At 38.1% G+C, this 23,750-nt stretch carries 20 protein-coding genes; 15 read left to right on the top strand and 5 right to left on the bottom strand.

Annotated elements, in window-relative coordinates; all coding sequences use genetic code 11:
• The first annotated feature begins 100 nt into the window (after window positions 1-100).
• The 6 genes from H4J57_RS17565 (at window position 101) to rimK (ending at window position 6,131) form a co-directional block, all read left to right on the top strand.
• Entirely contained in the window at window positions 101-478 is a 378-nt protein-coding gene (locus H4J57_RS17565) for an RNA-binding S4 domain-containing protein (RefSeq protein WP_070373952.1), read from the top strand.
• A 266-nt stretch (window positions 479-744) separates the two neighbouring features.
• Window positions 745-1,191: a RimK/LysX family protein gene (locus H4J57_RS17560; protein WP_182243762.1), complete on the top strand. Its 447-nt coding sequence runs from the start codon at window positions 745-747 to the stop codon at window positions 1,189-1,191.
• Between the two features lie 107 nt (window positions 1,192-1,298).
• The gene (locus tag H4J57_RS17555) at window positions 1,299-1,469 is read left to right on the top strand and encodes a hypothetical protein (RefSeq protein WP_182243761.1); all 171 of its coding nucleotides are present in this window, start codon (window positions 1,299-1,301) and stop codon (window positions 1,467-1,469) included.
• A gap of 541 nt (window positions 1,470-2,010) precedes the next feature.
• Window positions 2,011-2,880, top strand: a complete 870-nt coding sequence (gene htpX / locus H4J57_RS17550) for a protease HtpX (protein WP_182243760.1) — start codon at window positions 2,011-2,013, stop codon at window positions 2,878-2,880.
• A 14-nt stretch (window positions 2,881-2,894) separates the two neighbouring features.
• Window positions 2,895-4,613 (top strand): SulP family inorganic anion transporter, encoded by a 1,719-nt coding sequence (locus H4J57_RS17545; protein ID WP_182230083.1) that lies wholly within the window; start codon window positions 2,895-2,897, stop codon window positions 4,611-4,613.
• Window positions 4,614-5,204: 591 nt separating this feature from the next.
• Window positions 5,205-6,131: a 30S ribosomal protein S6--L-glutamate ligase gene (gene rimK / locus H4J57_RS17540; protein WP_070373965.1), complete on the top strand. Its 927-nt coding sequence runs from the start codon at window positions 5,205-5,207 to the stop codon at window positions 6,129-6,131.
• Window positions 6,132-6,583: 452 nt separating this feature from the next.
• Here the strand turns inward: rimK and H4J57_RS17535 are convergent, their stop codons facing one another.
• Both H4J57_RS17535 and H4J57_RS17530 read right to left on the bottom strand, forming a co-directional pair.
• Window positions 6,584-10,486: a response regulator gene (locus tag H4J57_RS17535; RefSeq protein WP_182243759.1), complete on the bottom strand. Its 3,903-nt coding sequence runs from the start codon at window positions 10,484-10,486 to the stop codon at window positions 6,584-6,586.
• Between the two features lie 378 nt (window positions 10,487-10,864).
• Window positions 10,865-12,463 (bottom strand): cation:proton antiporter, encoded by a 1,599-nt coding sequence (locus tag H4J57_RS17530; protein WP_182222882.1) that lies wholly within the window; start codon window positions 12,461-12,463, stop codon window positions 10,865-10,867.
• Window positions 12,464-12,979: 516 nt separating this feature from the next.
• Between H4J57_RS17530 and H4J57_RS17525 the strand changes: the two genes are divergently transcribed.
• From H4J57_RS17525 to H4J57_RS17485, 9 genes are all read left to right on the top strand, one after another.
• A complete protein-coding gene (locus tag H4J57_RS17525) occupies window positions 12,980-13,891 on the top strand; it encodes an urease accessory protein UreD (protein WP_182243758.1) in 912 nt (303 codons plus the stop codon).
• Window positions 13,892-13,945: 54 nt separating this feature from the next.
• Complete coding sequence (locus tag H4J57_RS17520) at window positions 13,946-14,248, top strand: urease subunit gamma (protein ID WP_182217019.1); 303 nt, start codon at window positions 13,946-13,948, stop codon at window positions 14,246-14,248.
• A gap of 61 nt (window positions 14,249-14,309) precedes the next feature.
• Window positions 14,310-14,615, top strand: coding sequence for an urease subunit beta (locus H4J57_RS17515; protein WP_182217020.1), 306 nt, complete (start codon window positions 14,310-14,312; stop codon window positions 14,613-14,615).
• Window positions 14,616-14,617: 2 nt separating this feature from the next.
• A complete protein-coding gene (gene ureC, locus H4J57_RS17510) occupies window positions 14,618-16,321 on the top strand; it encodes an urease subunit alpha (protein WP_182217022.1) in 1,704 nt (567 codons plus the stop codon).
• 45 nt (window positions 16,322-16,366) lie between these two features.
• Window positions 16,367-16,819, top strand: a complete 453-nt coding sequence (locus H4J57_RS17505) for an urease accessory protein UreE (RefSeq protein WP_182243757.1) — start codon at window positions 16,367-16,369, stop codon at window positions 16,817-16,819.
• A complete protein-coding gene (locus H4J57_RS17500) occupies window positions 16,809-17,546 on the top strand; it encodes an urease accessory protein UreF (protein WP_182243756.1) in 738 nt (245 codons plus the stop codon). Before H4J57_RS17505 ends, H4J57_RS17500 begins: the two co-directional genes overlap by 11 nt.
• 53 nt (window positions 17,547-17,599) lie before the next feature.
• Entirely contained in the window at window positions 17,600-18,211 is a 612-nt protein-coding gene (ureG, locus tag H4J57_RS17495) for an urease accessory protein UreG (protein WP_182172872.1), read from the top strand.
• A 72-nt stretch (window positions 18,212-18,283) separates the two neighbouring features.
• Window positions 18,284-18,472 carry a hypothetical protein gene (locus H4J57_RS17490; protein ID WP_182243755.1) on the top strand — a complete coding sequence of 63 codons (189 nt, stop codon included), beginning with the start codon at window positions 18,284-18,286 and terminating at the stop codon, window positions 18,470-18,472.
• Between the two features lie 184 nt (window positions 18,473-18,656).
• The gene (locus tag H4J57_RS17485; protein WP_182217030.1) at window positions 18,657-19,349 is read left to right on the top strand and encodes a DUF2982 domain-containing protein; all 693 of its coding nucleotides are present in this window, start codon (window positions 18,657-18,659) and stop codon (window positions 19,347-19,349) included.
• Here H4J57_RS17485 and H4J57_RS17480 read toward each other — a convergent pair.
• The 3 genes from H4J57_RS17480 to H4J57_RS17470 are packed head-to-tail and all read right to left on the bottom strand — an operon-like array spanning window position 19,346 to window position 23,397.
• Window positions 19,346-21,421 carry a DUF3488 and transglutaminase-like domain-containing protein gene (locus tag H4J57_RS17480; RefSeq protein ID WP_182243754.1) on the bottom strand — a complete coding sequence of 692 codons (2,076 nt, stop codon included), beginning with the start codon at window positions 21,419-21,421 and terminating at the stop codon, window positions 19,346-19,348. The two genes, H4J57_RS17485 and H4J57_RS17480, sit on opposite strands and share 4 nt — an antisense overlap.
• Entirely contained in the window at window positions 21,418-22,455 is a 1,038-nt protein-coding gene (locus H4J57_RS17475; protein ID WP_182243753.1) for a DUF58 domain-containing protein, read from the bottom strand. The genes H4J57_RS17480 and H4J57_RS17475 overlap by 4 nt, the downstream gene beginning before the upstream one ends.
• Window positions 22,456-22,464: 9 nt before the next feature.
• Window positions 22,465-23,397: a MoxR family ATPase gene (locus tag H4J57_RS17470; protein ID WP_182243752.1), complete on the bottom strand. Its 933-nt coding sequence runs from the start codon at window positions 23,395-23,397 to the stop codon at window positions 22,465-22,467.
• Window positions 23,398-23,750 lie beyond the last annotated feature (353 nt).

Raw genomic sequence — 23,750 nt, 5'->3', positions numbered from 1 at the left:
TAATAAAATTTACGACTAAATAATCTATACCTTATCCTTGTCACACTTCTTTATGTTATAATTGTTGCCATTAAATTTAATATCACTAGGCTAACGTTACATGTCTGCACACCCTATTATTAATATTTCGGTTGAACCAATCGAGCTTTGTAAATTACTAAAAATTGCCAATATGGTCGGTGGTGGTGGCGAAGCCAAAATAGTGATCAGCGAAGGTTATGTTCTAGTTAACAATGAAGTTGAGTTTCAAAAACGAAAGAAAATTCGTCATGGCGATACCGTTGAATTTGATGGCGAAATTTTTGAAGTTGCTCATACTCCAAAACAAAAGTCATCAACGACTGCACAGCCCAGTGGAGCTGGAACTAAAAGCTCGCTTAAAAAGAGTAAATCAAACACTAAAGAAACCTTTGTTTCTGCAGAGCAAGCAATTGAACCATCATCTTTGCCGGCGAAGAGAAGACCTATTTCCTTCTAATTTCAAACAAATTTGATGATATACCCCCAGAAAAACACTCCTTAAATGGGTGGAAAATCAAGCCACCCTACTTTACTTTAGTAATAAAAAAGCTATGCTTATCGAACAGTTATGGCGCTTATAACAATAAGAGCTGTCATTATTGCTGACAACGGCAACATCTTTTTGGCGTAGTATTTCTTAATAACAATGATATGCTATTGTTTTAGCACTTGTGCCGTAAAATATAATTTTGTCTGCTACAACAACATAATGAAATGGATAATATGAAAGAAAAAATACTTGTCGGTGCTAGAGAAACTATTGATTTACCCGAATTAGAGCTATTTGAGGTTGCAACCCGCATTGATACTGGCGCGCAAACTTCATCGCTCCATGTTGACCATATTTCTGAAAATAAAGTCACTGGCATGTTGGACTTTGAATTTCATCCTGATTCTCACGATGTCACTAAAACGATTAAATGTTCGGCAAAGATAGTCGATAGAAAACGTATAAAATCGTCTAACGGAGAAAAAGAACGTCGCTATATCATCAATACGTTGGCGGTAATGGGCGAATTAACATGGACAGTAAGACTGTCATTAACCGACCGGTCAAGCATGAACCACTTGATGCTATTGGGACGTGAAGCGATGAAAGGTGAAATGTTGGTCGATCCAGAATTTAGTTATCTCGTCTCAGTAGAAAAAATATCACCGAGTGTTGAGTAACGTTGAATAACCTTAACAATAGTCAATAATCAATAAAGCAAAGGCCTTAATATGACCTTAAGGTTAACATTTTATCATAGATAGTTTTGTAGTTAGCGGAGTAATAAATGCGCATATTAATCGTCGAAGATGACAAGATCATCGGTGATGGTTTAGTTCAATGTCTATTGATGGATAATTACGCCGTTGATTGGGTTGAAACTAAAGAATCCGCTGAAACAGCATTTAGCCTGCCACTAAATTACAGACTAAAAAAAATGATGAGTACCTGTTCATAAAATATCATTGCTTGCACTGAAGATGAAGAACTAACCGGCCTCTGTGCCAGTACTTTACGAAGTTAGCTTGGGTCTGAAGTCTATCAAACCAGATGTTTTTGCCACTAAAACCTCTTGATTGAAGAGCAACACTGCTATTAAACCATGGACAATGTGAACTACTCGACACTAATGTACCGAGCTTTATCGACGATACGGATAAAATTAAAGCTTTCATATCTTTCCTTTAAATGTTTTGTATTCTTAATGATGTGGTCATAATTTCCCACCTCTATCTAGACTCCTGAAAGTAAAATAAAGTCACATTAACCGTAAACACAAAAATATCATTGATAATGCAGACAGGGTAAACCTAAAACCAGTCAGCACATCACTTATTTTCAGTCTAAATAAAACACCCGAATAAATTTTTAACACTTCGCCTATTATCAATAAATATACTTTGATTACTTGCCCACTATTTGATTAAATTACTTTGTGACTATTTGACTAACAGCCTTGTCTATAAAGGCATTATTATTGCAAAATGAAGAGATAAACAATGAGAATCTTACTGTTTTTGGCCACTAACATTGCCATTATGATGATTTTGAGTATTACCTTTAGCTTATTTGGTATTGAAGGCTTGTTGGCAGAAAATGGCGTCGACCTTAATTTTCAATCATTACTCATTTATGCCACGGTTATTGGCTTTAGTGGTTCGTTTATTTCCTTGTTTATTTCTAAGTTTATGGCGAAAAGAAGTATGGGCGTCGAGGTTATCGTGACGCCGAGTAATCAAACCGAGCGCTGGCTACTCAAAACAGTACAAGAACAAGCCCTTAAAGCCAATATTGGCATGCCTGAAGTCGGTATTTTTAATCATCCTTCACCGAACGCTTTTGCAACGGGTTGGAGTAGAAATAATGCTTTAGTCGCGGTAAGTACCGGCTTATTAAATCACATGAGTCAAAATGAGGTAGAAGCGGTTCTTGCTCATAAAATAAGCCACGTCGCCAATGGCGATATGGTAACAATGACACTTCTGCAAGGGGTTTTAAATACCTTCGTGGTGTTCTTATCACGCATTATCGGTCATGTGGTTGACCGCAATGTATTTAACGTAAAAAGTGGTCACGGACCTGCCTTTTGGATTGTCTCATTAGTTTCTCAACTCGTATTGGGCTTATTAGCGACTATGATAATGATGTGGTTTTCTCGCTATCGAGAATTTAGAGCAGATGAAGGTGGTGCAAGCCTTGCGGGCCGACAAAATATGATTGCCGCACTCAGTAAACTAGAGCAACTACAAAACTTGCTCCAGCTACCGACCGAAATGTCAGCTTTTGCCATTAGCTCAAGTAAAATGAGCGCACTCTTTTCGAGTCATCCGCCATTAGCAAAACGCATAGCATCGCTGAGCACTAAATAAATAAGGGAGCTATTGTGTTGTCACGTTTGTATGATTTTATGCCAGGTTTAAACACCTTATTTAACTATGAAAGAAGTTGGTTTGCTGATGATGTTAAAGCGGCATTATCGGTTGCAGCCGTTGCATTACCGGTTGCTATAGCTTATGCACAACTCACCGGAGTTAATGCCGTAGTAGGCTTGTACTCCTGTGTATTACCTATGATGGTATATGCATTATTTGGGACCTCTAAGCAATTAATCGTTGGGCCTGATGCGGCAACTTGTGCAGTTATTGCGGCACTGATCACCCCTTTAGCCGCCGGCGACAGTACAAAGCATTGGCAGTTAGTTATTACCATGACAGCGATGACCGGTTTTTGGTGCATTCTGGCCAGTCGTTTTAAGCTTGGTGTATTGGCTGACTTCTTGTCTAAACCTATTTTAATGGGGCTGTTAAATGGTGTTGCGATAACAGTTATTGTTGGTCAATTTTCTAAAATATTTGGTTTTACCTTTGATGAAAGGTATCTGCTCGAACGTTTGGGCGGTGTCCCTGATTACTTAGCACAAACACATTTCCCAACATTAACTATCGCCTTATTTACCCTGGCTATTTATTTTGGTATGAAACGCCTAAAGCCCACTTGGCCTGCTTCAATGTTTGCCATTGCGTTGGGTGCAGCCTTAGTATGGCTTTTTAAATTAGAGCAGTTTGGTATAAAAACCATTGGCGTTGTCGAGGGGGGCTTACCCTTATTTCAAACACCTGAATTTAATGTCGGTGTTATTCGTGAGCTTGTTATGCCAGCACTTAACTTAGCGATAATAAGTTTTGTTAGCATGATGCTCACCGCTCGCAGCTTTGCCGCAAAGAATGGCTATGACGTTGATGCAGATAAAGAATTTATGGCTTTAGGTATTGCTAATTTAGCGTCGGCTGTATCACAGGGTTTTGCCGTCAGTGGCGCCTCTTCTCGCACCGCAGTCAATGATGCCAATGGCGGTAAAACCCAATTAGTCTCTATTATAGCCGCAGCCATTATTGCTATTATTGCTATTTTCTTTACCGCACCCCTTGAATTTATTCCCAGTGCCGCCTTGGGGGTTGTCTTGATTATTGCTTCTGTGCACCTACTAGATCTTAAAATGGTCTGGAAACTCAGACTAAAAGACCGACAAGCATTTTACTTAACCTTAACCACTTTATTAGCGGTGTTATTTATTGGTGTTATTCCCGGTATTACCCTTGCTGTATTACTAGGTTTATTCCAATTTATTAGGACGGTAATGCGCCCCACCGACCATATACTCGGTGTTGATATCAACGGTGTAGTAAGAAGTTTAGATGCCAGTGATAAAGCAAAAGCGGTGGACGGTATTTTTATTTATCGTTTTAATTCGCCTTTAACTTACTTTAATTCTAGTTTCTTTAAACGCCGATTGTTAGAACAATATGCCAGACAAAAAGATGACATTGAGTGTGTAATTATTGATGCGGTGCCATGTTTTACTCATTTAGACTTAAGTGTGATGGCGATGCTATCAGATTTAGAGGTTATTTTTAGAAAGCGCGGGGTTCGCCTTGAGCTTGCTGGCAGAAAAAGACAGTTGTTGGCGTGGTTTGTAAAAGCAGAGATTAAATCAGGTCACGATGGAATTTATGTGCATTCTGATTTGTATTTAGCCTTGAGAATGAACCAACGTAAACAAATCACCGAAACCGTCAGCAGCGCAGAAGAAGTGACGCTTTAGCGTAAAATAATGCCATGCTTTTTATGGTAGTCCTGCAATAAGCAGCATCACTCAATATGATAAGTACAAAGCCTGTTTAACAAAGATTAAACAGACTTTTTATTAAGGGTTACGCCATTACTTAGACTTGACCACGTCATCTGACTTCATTACAAAATCAACAGCTAATAATTCATTAATATCAACGAAAGGGCTAGCGTGCATGGTAATAATGTCAGCAACTTTTCCGACTTCGAGTGTTCATAAACGCTTTGACATCACCATTAAATCAGCCGCATTAACCGTCGCTGATTTTAAAATTTCTTGTGATGTCATATCGGCTTTATATCTATCATTAAAGGCTAACAACCAATTCAACACAAACCATTGAATTTGTTGATTTATAAGGCTAATCCAAAAGAATACGGTGCTTTATCATCGGTCTACTATATATGCTGTACTCATCAGGTAAAATTTCAAATGGTCATATTGACAAGCACAATAAAGTTGAGCTTGTTTACCGCCTTTGTCAAAAAAACTTTTTTTTTGTGACTATTTAGTAAACAGTCTAGTCTATAGATTATTGTTCTTTATAAAAACAGGAAATCAAACATGAAAATAGCAATCTTATCTAGAAACAAGAAGTTGTACTCGACTCGTCGTTTAAAAGAAGCGGGTGAAGCGCTGGGTCACCAAGTTGACGTTATCGATACACTGCATTGTTATATGGATATCACTAGTGATAGATCTGTTGTGCGCTACAAAGGTAAAGAGCTGCCACAGTACGACGCTATTATACCGCGTATTGGCGCATCAATTTCTTTCTATGGCACCGCAGTAGTCCGTCAATTTGAAATGACCGGTGCTTTTAGTGTCAATGAATCTGTAGCGATTAGTCGCTCTAGAGACAAGTTACGCTCTATGCAACTCCTGTCAAGAAAAGGCATCGGCTTACCAAGAACCGGCTTTGCTAATCGTCCTGATAATGTAAAAGATTTAATTAAGAACGTCGGTGGCGCACCTTGCGTGATTAAGTTACTTGAGGGTACACAAGGTATTGGAGTCGTACTTGCTGAAACAACTAAATCAGCAGAAGCGATTGTTGAAGCATTTATGGGTTTAAATGCTGATATTTTAATTCAAGAGTTTATCAAAGAAGCCGGTGGTGCTGATATTCGATGTTTTGTCGTTGGAGACCGTGTTGTTGCCGCAATGAAGCGTCAAGGCGCCGAGGGTGAATTTAGATCAAATTTACACCGCGGCGGTTCAGCGGTACTCGTTAAACTTACCCCAGAAGAAAGAGCAACGGCGGTATCGGCAGCAAACATTATGGGGCTAAACGTTTGTGGTGTTGACTTACTGCGCGCCGAACGTGGCCCTGTGGTCATGGAAGTTAATTCTTCGCCGGGTTTAGCCGGTATTGAAGCTGCGACCGAAAAGGATGTTGCCACCATGATCTTCAAGTTTATTGAGAAAAAGTTTATTGAAAAGAATGCTAGCGCTAAATCCAATCGAAATCGCACCCAAGGTAAAGGGTGATCTCCACGTTTAATCGCGATAACTTAGGGTCGTGACAGCCGATATTTCAGTCTTCACGACCACAACATTCTCTGAGTTCACTTAATAACGGTAAATGCATTGACATACCACATGACCTTAACTTGAAGAGAATATTTATGGTTTTCTGCTTTCAAGCCAACGATAAAATGAGCTGTCGTTGGTTTGTATACATCATTGCAAGAATGCTTACTAGCCTATGGATTAGACGTTTTCTATCATTCAAATACAAGATAAAAAACTATCAATGATATTCATAATAAAATCACTAAAATATATTTTTAAAATAATCACTTTTGCTGTAATAACAACACAGAGCAGTCTAATAAACATTAATATTATGACCAAGCCGCCCTATTAAGACGGCTGTTTTTTTACGCGATTTTTACTATTTTATTACACTCAATATTGGTTTGACTTTTTATGCCTAGCAGCTATTTTAATTGAAATATTTTGATTGCCTCTTTCACTTGTTCTTTGTTGATCGGCTTAACCAAATAATCATCCATCCCTGCAGACAAGCATTTTTCTTCATCTCCAACCATCGCATTGGCCGTCATAGCAACGATAGGAATACTTAAATAGCGAGCTCCTGCATTACCTTGCCTAATTGAGGCTGTCGCTTGGTAACCATCCATTTCAGGCATTTGACAGTCCATAAAAATAAAAGTAAATGGCTGGCTCTCATCACTTGCTTTAAGCTTTTCAATGGCATCTTTACCGTTAATGGCAATAACACATTGGGTTATTCCTATTTTTTTCAATACCGCCATAGCAACCATTTGATTAACTCGATTATCTTCTACCAGTAGTAATTTAACCTTTTTTGTCCAGCTACTATCCTCATTAGATAAACGTGTTAATTTAGCCGTGGTCACTTCACTGATGAGCTGTTTTTCAGGTTCAGCTAATAAAGTGTTTAATGCTCGTTGTAAATCGGTGGTAATTACCGGTTTAGGAAAAAAACCATCAATACCACTTGCCGTGCTATCGGCTAAATTATGCTGAATGCTCATTAGCGTCATAAACATTATTTTTAGATTTTTATGCACCGGATTCAAGCGCACTGTTTTAACAAATGCTAAAGCATCTAAATCAGCAAGTTGTTGATTAATGATCAACAAATCATAGTGGTCATTTTCTGTTTGCTTATTAAGAGCTGTGAGCGCAGGTTGTAAGGTCGTTATGATATCAGCTTCTACATGCCAGCAGTTTAATTGGCGTTTAATAACGTTAGCGCAGGATTGATTTTGCTCTATAATCAGCACACGTTTGCCTTGCAAAGCTTTTACAGGTTGAGACAATAAAGAATCCGCTGATTTTTCTAACAATAAATCACAGCTAAAAGTACTACCTTCACCTGGGTTACTATCAACATCGACACTGCCTTGCATACATAAGCAAAGCTTTTTAACGATAGCAAGACCAAGCCCTGTGCCGCCATATTCTCGTGTTGTTGAGGCATCAACTTGACTAAACACTTCAAACAATCCTTGCTGCTTATCTTTTGGTATACCGATACCAGTATCAGATATTTCAGCAATAATTCGCCAATGCGTTGTCGAGTGATTTTGCTGGCAAAGACGAATAACCACCTCGCCTTGTTTGGTAAACTTAATAGCATTAGCTAATAAATTGGTCAATATTTGACGAAGTCGATTAGGATCGCCAACCACTAGCGACTCTTCAATATCAACAAGGTCAACGATTAACTCTAAGCCTTTGTGCTGAGCTTGTTGCGCAAAAGATTCGGCTAAGTCACCAACCATATCACGTAAGTTAAAACTAACATTTTCAAGTTCTAACTTATTAGCGTCTATTTTGGAGAAATCTAAAACGTCGTTAATTAATGCTAAAAGCGAGTGAGCACTTTGCTGGGCGATACCGATTCGGTGATTTTGTTCTTGGCTTAACACAGAGTCTTTAACTAAATCCAGCATACCAATAACACCATTCATTGGTGTTCGTATTTCGTGGCTCATACTAGCAAAAAATTCATTTTTAGCGGTTACCGCTACTTCTGCTTGCTCTTTCGCTTTAATAAGAGCGATTTCATTCTCAACGATTGCGCTAACGTCATAGTTCACACCTATCATTGATACCGGTTTTTTATTATTGTCATAACTGATAATCGCCGCTGCTTTGATATACTTTATTTCGCCATTTGGCCATATAATTCGAAATTGTGTATCGTACTGACCGTGTACTTTAATTGCATTAATGAATTCAAGACCGGCCTTCTCGATATCTTCAGGATGTACACCTTTGTCGCAAACGTCTTTCGCACTTAAAGCTGGTTGACGGTCGACACCATAAAGCTTAAACATCCAATCGTCCCACTTTAATTCATTACTAAGCAAGTTAAGTTCCCACACACCGATACCGGCAGAGTCTGTTGCTAATCTCATTCGTTGGTTGTGATGGCTAATACGCTGTTGGCTTACCTTTTTATCAGTAATATCTTGAAATGAGCCATACAAACGCACACATTTCCCATCGGTAAACTCGGAACGACCACGAGCAGACACCCAAATTTCTTTACCTTTGGCAGTGACCAACTGCATATCTTCCTCGTAAGCACTACCATCATTCATACACTTGGCAATTAACGCTTGTACTTTCTCTCTACTTTCTCCTTCTTTATAAAAATTAATTGCCTGAGATAGTTCTGGTTGATACTCATTGGGCACTTCATGAATGACTTTAGTCATTTTTGACCAGTAAACATTGTTGTTAACTAGATCAACTTCCCAGACACCAATGCGAGCTTGCTGTGCCATTTCTTCCATTAAAGATTGTTGCCCTAGCAATCTATTTTTATGTTTAACACGTGTTAGCTCTGCACTTATCCAATGAGAAAACAATTGAATTAAGTCTAATTCCCTCGTGGTAAAAGGCCTTGCCGAAGGCTCAGGGCCAGAAAAGTTTAATGTGCCAAACAGTTTGCCATCGACAGTCAATGGCACACCAATATAGCTTTCTAAACCAAAAGCTTGATAACACGGATGATCTTTTATTTCACTTTCACCTGCATGGTAAAAAGAAATAGGCTGGTTTGCATGTATGGTATGAAAACAATAGGTATTGCCTAAATCAAAAATATCTCCAGGATTAATTTCATTGTTCGGAGTATGACAATAGACAACTCGATATTCTTGCTGGTGAATTTCACTGATCAACGCAAGCGGTAAATTAAATATTTTTTTTCCAAGCTCTAAGATATTTTGAATTTTATCAATTAAGCATTTGTCTATATCCGAGGTTATTTTATGGAGTTTATTAAGAGTCAGTTCAGTTTGCTTAATACCACTAATATCGTTCTGAATAACAATAAAAGATTCTGCCTTATTATCATTGTTGATCAGTGGCACTATGGTGGTACTTAACCATAGCTCTCGGCCACCTTTGATTTTATTAATGGATTCGCCATGCCAATATTCTTTAGCGATAGCTGTTAGAAATATATTTTTATAATCGTCTTGGGTATAACTTGAAGCGCAGATTTCAACAACACTGTGACCAAGGATCTCTTCTTCACGGTAACGATAGAAATCAAGAAAACGTTGATTGACTTCCGTTAACGTACCCTTTTCATCGACATTGACTCGATAAACAATCGCGTGCTTATTTATCGCCAGCATTAACTCGACACTTTTTTGTTTAGAAAGTGAAAGTTCATGGTGATAATTGCTAATGAGCCGTTGCAGCGGCCTAAAAATGAAGAAGCTTATCGCAAATAATAGGGCCATTGAGACCAGCCATAAAAATGCTTCGAGTCTTTCTATGTTAACTATACGCTGATTAGAATGTTGCTCTATTTTGGAAACGACTAGATCTAAAGAAATCAGTAAATTATTATTAGACTCTAGATTGAATTTTTCTTTAACTATCGCCTCAGCATTCTTTTTGTTTTGAGTCAGACTAAGCGCGATAGCACTTTCAGCGAAGTGATTGACCCGTTTGTTAAGCTCAGTCGGCGCGTTAAAATACCATGAGTATAATTCACTAGGCATGCTATTAGATTCGTTAACCACCATCATTGTTAAAAGTTGCTGGTTAGTCGTAAACAATTTGACCGTATCGAAAAGATTTTTTGTCACCTTCTCATCAATTTCAGCCGTAGTTATATTGTGATAATGCTGAATGGCTAGGTAAGCTATTTTTTGTGACAACATTCTTTGGCCGCCAGCAAGATTAATCGTTTCAGCATCTTTGGCTTGTTGATTAAATAATAACATCAAACTTAAAAATGACAGGCTAATTAACACAGCAATTAAAGCTATCGCTAATGAGTTACGACGTTTAATTTTCTGTTGTAGCGTTTTAATATTAGTCATATTATTTTGTTTACAATCCTTTAGCAGGCCCAGCGGCGATTTCAGCAATGACCTGACTATCTCTAAGACAACGAGGCTAGCTTAACCCATTAATTAATTGTCGGATATTATCTCTGCCCAAGTATAGACCCTATATTCACATTAACTAAATATTAGATCAAATAATCAATAACTTATTCAAGGTCTATTGGCTAAATTTTATTGATGAATTTCTATATGAAAGTGAAATTATTATAGATATAAAGCGGACTAAAATAATATTATTATGTCTTCTACCGGTTTTTAATAGGTTTTAGTGACGAAAAACTTTTGCCTATAGGATTATTACTGCCCTAATCAAGCTAAAAAATTATTATTACTCAGGTTATAAACTTCAATTCAAACCATACTTTTTTTAACTAATAGCACCGCTGTTTCATGTTGTGCATGAACAAAAAAGTTAATATTAATGCCCGCCAGTGCCTTTTTCTCCTCAAGTGAATTCACTTTAACGACTAAGTTTGCCTTAGGATAGTAATCGAGTACGGCTTGGCAAATTATTTGTTTATTCTTTAATGTGTTTACCGTAATAATGATACTAGTTGTTTGCTCTACTTTTAATGATTCAAGTACGGGCGTTTTATCTAGGTGACCAAAATAAGCGTTATAGCCACGCTTTCTTGCCAATAATACATGTTGTAAATTATCAGAAATAATTAAAAAGTTGATGCCATTATTTGTCAGTTCTTTCGCTACAATGCGACCTAAAATAGCAAAACCACAAACAATGGTGTGATTAGTCACTTTTACGGTAGTTATTTTATCAGCTTCAAAAAATTCAACGACAAAAAGTGCGGCTAATTTATAAATATTACTGACCATAAAAGGGGTTAATATCATAGATAAAACGGTAACCAATATCAGAAAACTCGCTAAATCTTTTGCTATCAGGTTTTGACTTATTGCCATAGCAAAAATCACAAAAGAAAACTCCCCTACTTGGCATAAGGCAACAGCAGATTTAATTGATTCGCTTTTATTCGATTTTTTTCTCATCAAAATATAAATAATCGTCGCTTTTATTATCATAACAAGGACGAGTACACTCATCACCCAATGAAGATGAGTTATAAAATAATCAACGTCTATTTTTGTGCCAATAGAAAAGAAAAAAACACCTAAAAAAAGATCTTTATATGAAGATATATCCGATTCAACTTTCATGTGAAATTTAGTTTCGGCAATAATCATCCCCGCAATGAACGCACCTAAAGAATAAGTAAAACCGAGGTTATGAGCAATAATTGATGCCCCCAATACGATAGTAAATACCGATATTAAAAACAGTTCTTCCATTAGCGCATTCGATGAAAAATGCAGTAACCAAGCAATTATTTTTTTTCCTATAGTGAACATAAAAATAATAATACCACTGGCATACAAAAAAGTTTTTAGCAGCACATCGGTTAGAGACAATTCATTATTTGAGAGAAAACCCATTAAGAGTAAAATAGGGATAACGGCTAAGTCTTGAAAGACCAGTATAGCGACTGATTTTTTACCATAGGGTGTCACTATATCTTTTGATTTTTTCAGGTAAGGTAATACGATAGCCGTTGAAGATAAACTAAATGAAAGCGCAATAATTAATGAGGGTATCGGTTCAATATTAAAAAGATAAAATGCAAGTATAAAAATAACAATAGCGCTAAAGCTAACTTGGATAAAACCATTAAAAAATATCAATTCCTTCATTTTACCTAGCTTCGCAAAAGACATTTCCAAGCCAATCGTAAACATAAGAAAAACAATACCAAATTCACCAATAAGCTCAAGGGAATGAATATTGTCACTGCCATTGAAATCAAAAATATTGCTTACTATGGTGCCGGTAATAATGTAGCCAATAATGTGCGAAATTGAGAACTTGGTTAACACTATATTGATAACGCTAGCGAGTGCTAACGAGACTGCAATAATAACAAGTATAGCGTCCATATTATCCTTTTAATTCATCTGTTGATGTATAGTAAAATTTAACTCATTAACGTCTATGCACATTACAGACCATATAAAATTAAAATTTAACATTTAAATACAATAACTTAAACAATCACTAACACACTGTTTATTTTTAATACTCAATTAATCGCTCCATTTTAAAGCGCAAGCACCATAGCGGTGCACTCCCCTCCATGATTCTATTGGTGAACTAGCCGCCATGATAAGCGTTTAATTTAATTCACAGCTAAACCTTTATCTTCTAAACGCACTTAACCCCTTAAATCAAACTGACATTGTCTTTGACACCAGCGTAATAAAAAAAAGTAAAAACAATAACTTAACAAATAAACAGTCTTTCTTAGATGACATTATTTTTTTAGCCAATCAATCTCGTTATAACACTGAAATAATTAACTTTTATTATTTGGCGTAGTTTGTGCAAAACAGCTTTAGCCATGCACCCTCTTCTACTTTCAGCGAAAGTTAGAATAAAAAGTAGCCCATATAACCATGACAGCTAAGCCAGCCATCAATAATTTTCCCATTAACCCTGTACCTAAAAATGCATGGTTTGCCAGCTTATCTTTAGAGTTTAGTTTTACATCGACTGGCACTCAACTTACCCGTACTCAACGCAATGGACCATTAAGCGTGCAAAAAGCTTTCTACCCAGAAGGAGGCGACTGTGCACATATTTATCTGTTACACCCACCAGCGGGCATAGTGTCGGGTGATGAATTAAATATTAACATTAAACTCAACAGACAAGCCCACAGTTTAATAACTACGCCTGGTGCTAACCGCTTTTATCGCGCTAGAACAAACCTAACAATTGGTGATCCCAAACAAGTTCAACACCTTGACATTATTATTAACCATCAGGCGAAGTGTGAAAATTTCCCCTTAGAAACGATCGTTTATGAGGGGGCTGATGGATTTAATACTGTTGATGTTCACTTTAAAAGTGATAGCGCTTATTTAGGTTGGGATATTACCTGTTTGGGCTTACCCCTTTCAAATCAACCCTTTAAATATGGCAGTTATAGCCAATTAAACCGTGTTTATTGTGAAAACACTTTAATTTATCACGATAGAATTTCGATAAAACCTAGCAGTGGAGTACATCAACACATCGCAGGTTTAAATAGCCACAGTGTTTTTGCCACTTTTTTAGCTTATGCCCCAGCAGGTCTACTTAGCGATGCTGACAATAAAGCACTCGTAGCGCAATTACGCGACTGTATGGGTGAAGAAAACGCCGAAGAAAAAGTGAGTATCAGCCAAATACGCCAGTTATTAGTGATACGTTATTTAGGTGAGCATAGTGAAGAATGCAAAGCACTTTTTATTAAATTATGGCAAAAAATCAGACCGGTATACCTAGAAAAACCAGCGAACATTCCGCGTATTTGGCATACCTGATCAGACACTTAATGACCCCCCTTACTATTAAATAAATAAACAAAGGTGCACAGCATGGACTTATTACCAAGAGAGAAAGATAAATTACTGCTCTTTACTGCCGCATTGTTAGCAGAACGACGCTTAAAGCGTGGTGTGAAATTAAATTATCCTGAAGCTATGGCTTATATTTCAATGGAGATTATTGAAGGGGCCAGAGATGGTAACACTGTCGCTCAAATGATGGATTATGGCCGCACGTTATTAACCCGAGATCAAGTCATGGAAGGAGTTGCAGAATTAATTCCTGATGTACAAGTAGAAGCTACATTTCCTGATGGTACCAAACTTGTCACCGTTCATAATCCTATTATTTAACTAAACCTCTATAGAAGGTTACATAAGATCTAGTTAGACATTAAACACAAGAGAAGCAAAGATGATCCCAGGTGAAATAAAAACAGACCAAGGCGAACGCGAACTCAACGTCGGCCGTGAACGATTGAAAATTACGGTGGCTAATTCTGGCGATAGACCCATTCAAGTTGGCTCTCATTATCATTTTTTTGAAGTAAACCCTGCCTTGCATTTTAATCGAGAACACGCCAAAGGATATCGTTTAGATATCACCTCAGGTACCGCCGTTCGTTTTGAACCTGGGCAAGAACGCCAAGTAACCCTGGTTGCCTTTCAAGGCAAACGCAGGATCTTTGGTTTTCGTGGTGAAATACAAGGAAACTTATAATCATGGCCAGTATTGATAAAAACGCCTACGCACATATGTTTGGACCAACAGTCGGTGACCGAGTTCGTTTAGCCGACACAGATTTATGGTTAGAAGTTGAAAAAGACTTCACACAATACGGTGAAGAAGTAAAATTTGGTGGGGGAAAGGTCATTAGAGATGGCATGGGACAAAGCCAAGCGTCATGCTTTGACACCGTTGATTTAGTGATTACCAACGCCGTTATTCTTGATCACTGGGGAATAATTAAAGCTGATGTTGGTATTAAAGAGGGTCGTATCGCTATTATAGGTAAAGCAGGCAATCCTGATATTCAAGACAATATCGATATTGAAGTGGGTCCAGGCACCGAGGTTATAGCCGGCGAAGGGCAAATACTGACCGCAGGCGGTATCGACGCCCATATACATTTTATTTGTCCACAACAAATAGATGAAGCACTCATGTCGGGTGTTACTACTATGATTGGTGGAGGTACAGGCCCAGCAACAGGTACTAAGGCGACGACTTGCACACCAGGTCCTTGGTATATACATAAAATGTTGCAAGCAACAAATGATTTCCCAATGAATTTTGGTTTCTTAGGCAAAGGTAATGCAAGTTTACCACTTGCCCTAGAAGAGCAAATTGAAGCAGGTGTTTGTGGTTTAAAGCTTCATGAAGATTGGGGAACAACCCCCGCGGCAATTGATAATTGTTTATCGGTTGCCGAGCGTTACGATGTTCAAATAGCGATTCATACCGATACCTTAAATGAGTCTGGTTTTGTTGAGGACACCTTAGGAGCATTTAAAGGTCGTACTATTCATACCTATCACACTGAAGGGGCTGGTGGTGGGCATTCACCGGATATTATTAAAGCATGTGGTGAGGCTAATGTTTTACCGTCTTCCACTAACCCAACACGCCCTTATACCATTAATACTATTGATGAACATTTGGATATGTTAATGGTTTGCCATCACTTAGACCCGTCTATCCCTGAAGATATTGCTTTTGCTGATTCACGTATTCGCAAGGAAAGTATTGCCGCCGAAGATATTATGCATGATTTAGGCGCTATTAGTATGATCGCTTCTGATTCACAAGCCATGGGACGAGTCGGTGAAATGATCACTCGTACTTGGCAAACCGCACATAAAATGAAACAACAACGAGGACCATTAGCTCCCGATACTGAACGAAATGATAACTTTCGTATAAAACGCTATATCGCTAAATATACTATAAACCCTGCAATTAGCCACGGCATTAGCCATGAGGTCGGCTCTATTGAGGTCGGGAAACTAGCTGATTTAGTGCTATGGAAACCGGCATTTTTTGGTATAAAACCTGCGCTAATTTTAAAGTCAGGCATGATAGCAGCAGCGCCAATGGGCGATGCAAACGCGTCTATTCCAACACCGCAACCTGTCTATTTCCGCCCAATGTTTGCAGCCTATGGCAGTGCCTCAGCCAAAACTTCAATGACTTTTATGTCACAAGCATCTATTGACGCTAATGTACCTGAAAAAATAGGCATGACACGGATGATTGGTGTCTGTAAAAACACTCGAAACATTGGTAAAAACGACATGATTCATAATAGTTGGCAGCCCAAAATAGACGTTGATGCTCAAACATATGAAGTACGTGCCAATGGCGAACTATTAACCTGTGAGCCTGCAGTAACTTTGCCACTTGCACAACTTTACTGCCTATTTTAAATAAGAAATAAGTGATTCAATAAAACTAAAAGATTAGGAAATTACATGCTACAAGCACATCAGCGTTTTGACCATACTCACCAGAATATAGCTGACTCAATAACTTTAGATCAAGACACCCGTAAAAAAGCACGTATTAAAGGTAAAACGGATGGTGGTTTAGACATAGGTATTTTTATGGCGCGTGGACAGCCATTATTAGTCGGTGAAGTACTAAAAACAGACTGTGGATTATTCATTGAAATAAAAGGTCAAGCGGAACCTGTATCAACCGCCATTGCAACTGACTGGTTAACCTTTTGTAAAGTTTGTTATCACTTAGGTAATCGCCACACCTCACTGCAAATAGGCGAGTTATGGGTACGTTTTAAACCCGATCATGTATTAGAAGAACTTGCACAGAAATATGGTTTAACGATTGATAAAACCCCAACAATATTTGAACCTGAAAATGGTGCTTATGGCGTTAGTAGCCACGGCCACGCCCATGCCCACTAAACCTGCAGTGAACCCTGTGTCACTAGTACCAGCAGAAATAACACTCGCCGAGCCGATTAAGCTTAATCGGTTATTACAGTTATGCAGCGCAAACCTACCCGTGGGCGGTTTTGCGTTTTCACAAGCATTAGAGTATGGCGTTGAAATGGGTTGGTTAACATCATCAGAAACGACCGCAAGTTGGATAAAGATTAATTTAGAGGAGTCTATAGCACAAACCGATTTAGCCATTTTAAAACGATTATTTAACGCCTTATCAATAAATGATTTTGACGATTTTAACGACTGGAATAACCATTTAATTGCTTGTCGAGAAAGTCATGAATTATTATTGGCTGATTTAGCAATGGGCAAAGCCTTAATAAGATTAATAAAACAGCTAAACAACCTTAATTTAGCCGCTTATCAAGCAATAATAACGCTTAAAGAAATCAGCTTTGTTAGTGCTTTTGCGCTTTGCGCTTATGTCTTTAAGTTAGATTTAATTTCAGCACAAAGTGGTTACTGCTGGACATTCATCGACAACCAAGTCGCAGCAGCGACAAAACTAGTGCCTCTTGGGCAAACTCAGGCACAAAACCTCCTATTTGAATTATCTGAACAGACGCCATTAATTATTGAAAAATCAAACGGTATTTCAGATAACGATATTGGTGCCAGTCTGCCGCACTTAGCCATGGCAAGTGCTTGGCATGAAACACAATATTCACGACTTTTTCGTTCTTAATATATTAAGTTGATTAATAACATGCTTTATAAAAATAAAAAGAGAAATAAAAAATGATAAAACAAGTTTTACGCATTGGTGTTGGCGGCCCGGTAGGCTCAGGAAAAACCGCATTATTACGACAGCTATGCTTAGCGCTACGTAATAAATATGATATGGCAGTGGTCACCAACGACATTTATACGCGTGAAGATGCTGAATTTTTAACTAAAAATGACGCTCTCGCAGCAGACAGAATTATCGGCGTTGAAACCGGTGGCTGTCCTCATACGGCGATTCGTGAAGATGCCTCAATGAACCTAGCAGCCATTGACGAACTACAAGAACTTCACCCTACTCTAGACTTTGTATTAATTGAAAGTGGCGGTGACAACTTAAGCGCAACGTTTAGCCCTGAACTTTCCGATTTAACCCTTTATGTTATTGATGTTTCAGCCGGAGATAAAATCCCACGTAAAGGAGGTCCAGGTATAACTAAGTCTGATTTATTAATTATTAATAAAATAGATGTTGCTGATTTAGTCGGCGCATCACTTGAGGTGATGGATAGAGATACTAAAAAAATGCGCGGTGATAAACCCTTTGTTTTCTCAAATATGAAAACACAACAAGGTTTGGCCGAGATCATAGCCTTTATCGAAAAAGAAGGCATGTTGCAGATGTAATTTTTGCGATAACGACTTCATTATCTATAGCTAGTAAACATTAAACATTAAACATTAAAAAAAGGATTAACCATGAAATTTATAACGCTACTTGTCAGTTTTATTTACCTCTTTTCGGCGCAAGCATTCGCCCATGATGATCACGGTTTGGGTGAAGGCTCTTTTCATGCATTTTATCATGCTATTTTTTGGACTATATTTGTCCTAGTTGTCTATAAAGCTGTGGTATGGTTTAACCATAAGCGCTCACAAAAAAACTAATCTCCTTTAAGTATGAATAGGACACCACAGATAAATATAGTTATTTGTGGTGATAATATGATGCACTCAAGCAGACATAAACATATATTAATGAACATTGAAGACAGTAGATTTAAAAATACGCTGTTAAACGCACAAATAATTAGGCATATTTGCATTATCAATAAAAAATAATGATGGTTAAATGACTGGTAAAGCTGTGCAACATCCAAGCATAATAATTAAACCCATCGCTAAACATAACGGGATCTCTCTTGTTATTTTTGGCGTGTTACTTTTACTTACTACGCTTTTATTCGCTCAACATTATTGGCAATCATATAGATTCGCCTACATTTTTATGATCCTTCTCTGTCTGGTTATTACTTTGGTAGGTGCAGTTAAACTTTTTGAACCTGCCATTAGCCTCTATTTGACGCCTGATAAAATAACCTTTAATCACCGTTATGGTCACTGGCAATTAGCATGGCAAGATATACAAAATATTAATATTGTTGCTGAAGTTGTTGGTATAGAACGTGAAACATTACCTTATATCGGTATACGATTGGTTCATATCGATAATATTGCTAAAAACATTTCCGTTAGATTAGCGAATAGGTTAATCCATCAACAACAAGGATTAATTATTTATGGGGTATTGCATCAGCTAATGACAATGGAACAAGCTCAAATTAATTTTGAGCCCTTTATTCTATCAAACGGAGAGCCTGTAAAAGGACCCATTGCGGCATTTCTCCATCAAAGTGAACGATTATCTTCTGCTTTTGGTTACCATTTATTCTTACCTGCTGACAGTTTTGACCGCGGCATTAATGAGTTCAGCCAACTACTAAAACAATGTAAAATGGCAAGTTCAACTTATCAAGTAAATTAATGGCTGCCCGTTGACGTTTTTTTAAGCTGCTTTAATTGTTTTTTTAATTGTCTTTGGTAGCGATTCATTTCGATTAAGCACTGCTCTTTTTCCTGGGGGGATAATGCTTGATACATAAGTGCCTCAAAGCATTGGGTATAGCCAATGAAGTTTTTCGATAACATAGGGAATCGTTCAATAACTAGCCTTGAAAATTGACTCGCGGGCATAGTGTCAGCTTTTATTAAGCCTTTAGCTTTTAATCGCGTTATTATTTGCTGATACTGAGCTAACCATTTTACCGGCGGTTTATCTTTACCCCTCTTTAAATTAACTAACCACAACACAGCCATCATTAACATTAATGATCCACCAATAACTGCCGCTATTTTCCAAGCCCGAAGATCACCAAACCACTGTTTAAGTAAATCATATTGTTTTTTTGATGAATAACCTAAAACCAATCTTGTCCATTGATAATCTAGCGCATCAAGCTGTAAGCGCAGACTATTGATCCAAGCGAGGTGTTTGTATCGATGTAAATTTAGCAAGTCGTTATTGAACAAGGCATCTTGCTGTAACATTTGTGAAAGCCCACTTTCTACTCGTTCTGGGTTAACCGCCGCCGTGGGATCTACCCTTACCCAACCTTGGCCATTAACCCAAATTTCAGCCCATGCATGGGCATCATATTGGTAGATGCTAAGATGACCACTTTGTTTATTATACTCGCCACCTAAATAGCCAGTGACCAAGCGAGCAGGAACACCAGACGCTCTCATCATAAAAGTAAAGACACTGGCATAATGAACACAAAAGCCTTTTTTAGTTTGATAGAAAAACTGGTCTAATTCATGCCCTAATTTAGCCCCATTTAATAAAGGCGGCGTTAACGTGTAATAGAAGTCTTGTTCTCTAATCATATCCAAAATAGCTTGTGCACGTTCAATTTCATCTGGGTAGTTTAACTTAAGTTGTTGGCCTTGCGCTTTCAGTTTAGGGTTACTGTCGGTGGGTAGTTGTAAACTTGTTAGCCATTGGTAGTCACTTAACGGCGCATCAAGCAACGATTGAGTATAACTACTGATTTGATAACTGGTTGTTTGACTAACAGGCTTACTATTTATAATGGTGTAATTGGGTAATGGCCTGATGGTCACTTGATTATTAGTCAAACTTTTAGGGTCAACCACGGCTAAAGAAAAAAGCCAACGTTGATAACTCGGCTCAACCATGACTTGATAACGGGTTTGTGCTCCGCTTAATGTCGCACGGCTAAGGCTAAGTGAACTTGCCTGCTCCTCAATATTTGCCCAACTATTTTTGCTCTGTTGCCATGTCCGCCCATCAAAAACATCCATAACCATTGCTCGCCAATACAATTGGTTGTATTGCGGGATATCGGTAAAAAACTTCACTCGAAAGGCCAATGCTGAAGATCTGGCTAAATTGGCTACATCTCCCGGTGTAACACTTTCTGCTAAACCTGTTTGGGCAGACTTTGCTGATGGTACTTGCCAAAAAGGCGCAACTCGAGGAAAAACGATAAATAAAACCACAGCAAGCGGAATACTCTTCAACACGGTTATTGCACTTTGAGAAAGATTATTTTTAATGTTCAGTGACGCTGAAAAATAGGCTAACAGCAGGCTTAAATTTAACACTAGTAAGCAAAAGACGAAAAGCGACAAAAATAAGGATTGAGAAAAAATAAGCACCGATGCCAGTATAAAAATACCCAGTAGAACAATTTGATAAAAATCTTTGCGGCTAGTTAACTCTAAACTTTTTAAAGCATAAGCAAAGCAAAGCAAATGTAACATGCTTAATAAGACCCCTAATTCTCGACCACTTAGTGCTATAGCAATAGAACCAGAGCAAGCCAGCAATAAGATAATGAGTCGCTGTGGTTTTATTGCTGGCTTAATAAGCGTTAAGCCACGCCAGCATAGACAAACAGCAATAATGAACAACATCCAGAGGGTTAATTCACTAACAAGTAAAGCTAAATTAAGGCACTGACAAACAAGCAACACCCAGGCATGTTGAGGTAATAAGCTAAATTTTTCACCTGTTACTGTATTATTTATCATCGTAGCGACTTAGGATAAATGGCTAGCGCCATTAAACATTCTTTAAAATGAAATTCACCTTGGCTAGGCTGTATTTTTTCTGCTACTAAATCCAAACCAAATACTTGCTCGCTACGGTGGTATTCACTGACTAGAAAACACAGGTATGCGAGTTGCTTCTCCAGTCCGTGATTGGGCATATCGTTAAGCTTTAGCCAACACCTTGTTCCTTGTTGTTGGTGATAATGCTTAGTTAACCGACCTTGACCGCGCGCGAATTGTTTCCATGCAAGACGAGAAAGTGGCTCTCCCGGAAGATAGGCTTTAAGTTCAAAAAAATCATCGACACCCGGTTTACTGCTTTGTGAAAATACATTTTCTTGCTCTGCATCGCCAAAATCACTTTGTCGATAACTTAAAGACATGGCTTGAGGATAAACAATACATTGCTGGTCAAAATCGATTCTTGTCCAGGTGATAAATAAACCTAACGAATATTCACTCGACACTTTCAACCGACCCGGAGTATATACTCCTCGGTTTGGGTAGGAGCAGCAAACATAAACAGTTTGTTCGCCTGGTTCACTTTGAGGGAGATGAAGAACAGCTTGGTCATCAAAGCAAAAGTTAATCGCAAGACGTTTATTAGCTGAAGATATCTTAATAGGAAAGTGTATATTTTGATTTGCATACCCTAGGGCAGTTTTATCTGCAGATATTGCCAAACCCGATAAGTTAAAAAAACTGTGCATCATAGTGGTAATGAACACACTCGCCATTAAGTAACTTAATAACATGATGACATTATTTTGATAGTTGGTTGCTAAAAGGAATAACAACACCACAAAAAAGAGATAAACAACACCAAACCGGCTTGGCATAATAAAAATATTATGATTTGATAATTTATGCTTTTTTGCAGGCGGTATCCGACGCTTTAGCCAACGATTAAATTGCTTATTAGCAAAGCGACTAAGATAATTTTTTATCGGTATTGCCAGTTTTTTCACTGTTGTCTCTATTATTGAGTTAACGCTATTTATAGTTAACGTCATTGATATACATTATGAATTCAGTGGGTTTAAAACATTAACTTGTGCAATAACCTGCGCTGAAATTTTCTCTTGTTGCTCACCAAAGCCAAGCGTGGTCAACTCAAGTCTGTGTTGACATACCGAACTAAAGACGGTTTGAATATCTTCGGGGATGACATAGGTCCTCTCATCGATAAAGGCCCATGCTTTCGCTGCAGCCACCAGTGCTTGTCCAGCTCTTGGTGATAAAGGTCTACCAGCAAACCCTTGTTGACGACTGACATGATTTAAGGCGATAACATAGTCAATAATATTATCTGATACCGTCACTTGTGATACAGCAGCTTGCATGGCGATAAGTTTGTCGGTATCAACACAAGGTAATAGCTTTTTATAGCTCGCGTGGCTACTTTCACTCTGTAAAATTTGTTTTTCTGCCGCTATATCAGGAAATCCCAGAGATATACGCATCATAAATCGATCGAGTTGTGACTCAGGTAAAGGGTATGTGCCCGCATGTATTAAAGGATTTTGTGTGGCGATAACAAAAAAGGGTTGTGGCAGTGGGTAGGTTGTCCCATCAATACTAACCTGATGCTCTTCCATTGCTTCAAGTAAAGCGCTTTGTGTTTTAGGACTTGCTCTGTTGATTTCGTCACTTAACACCACCTGATTAAAAATTGGTCCTCGATGGAGCTCAAACTTTTTAGTGTCAGGATTAAATATTGAGATACCAATAACATCCGCCGGTAACAAGTCACTGGTAAACTGCGTTCGTTGATAACTAAGTCCAAGCGTTTGTGCTAACACCTGCGCTAACGTGGTTTTACCCATGCCTGGTAAATCTTCTATCAAAAGATGACCTCTTGCTAATAGACACGCCAGAGCTAGACGTATTTCGTTAGGCTTACCTAAAACAACCGAGCCGACCTGAGCTAAAATTGCCGTAACTAAAACTTGCATAAAGTGATCACCACGCCATTTAAAAGAGTTGTTGTCATTAAATATACCTGCCGATAAAGTAACAGAACTGCCAAAATAATATCAACAATTACTTAAGATAAACACCCGCAATTAATACCAAAGGGCGATCATTTTACCTAGCCTTGATACGAAGATGAGCTCAAGTAATTAAAATGTACACTGGCACTTAATGGTTAGACTTTATTTTATTTAATTAAATAACCCGTGCAGATAGCTAAAACTGACTCTTTAATGCGTTAAACTTTATTCATCTGAGTTTATATTTTCCTTTTGCCCATCGCCCCGCCCTGCTAGAATAACCGACAATTATATACTTGATATTTTACGGAACC

The sequence above is a fragment of the Colwellia sp. BRX8-7 genome (genome assembly GCF_014077275.1).
In the GTDB taxonomy this organism is placed as follows: domain Bacteria; phylum Pseudomonadota; class Gammaproteobacteria; order Enterobacterales; family Alteromonadaceae; genus Colwellia_A.
This window is presented reverse-complemented; position numbering and strand designations above follow the sequence as displayed.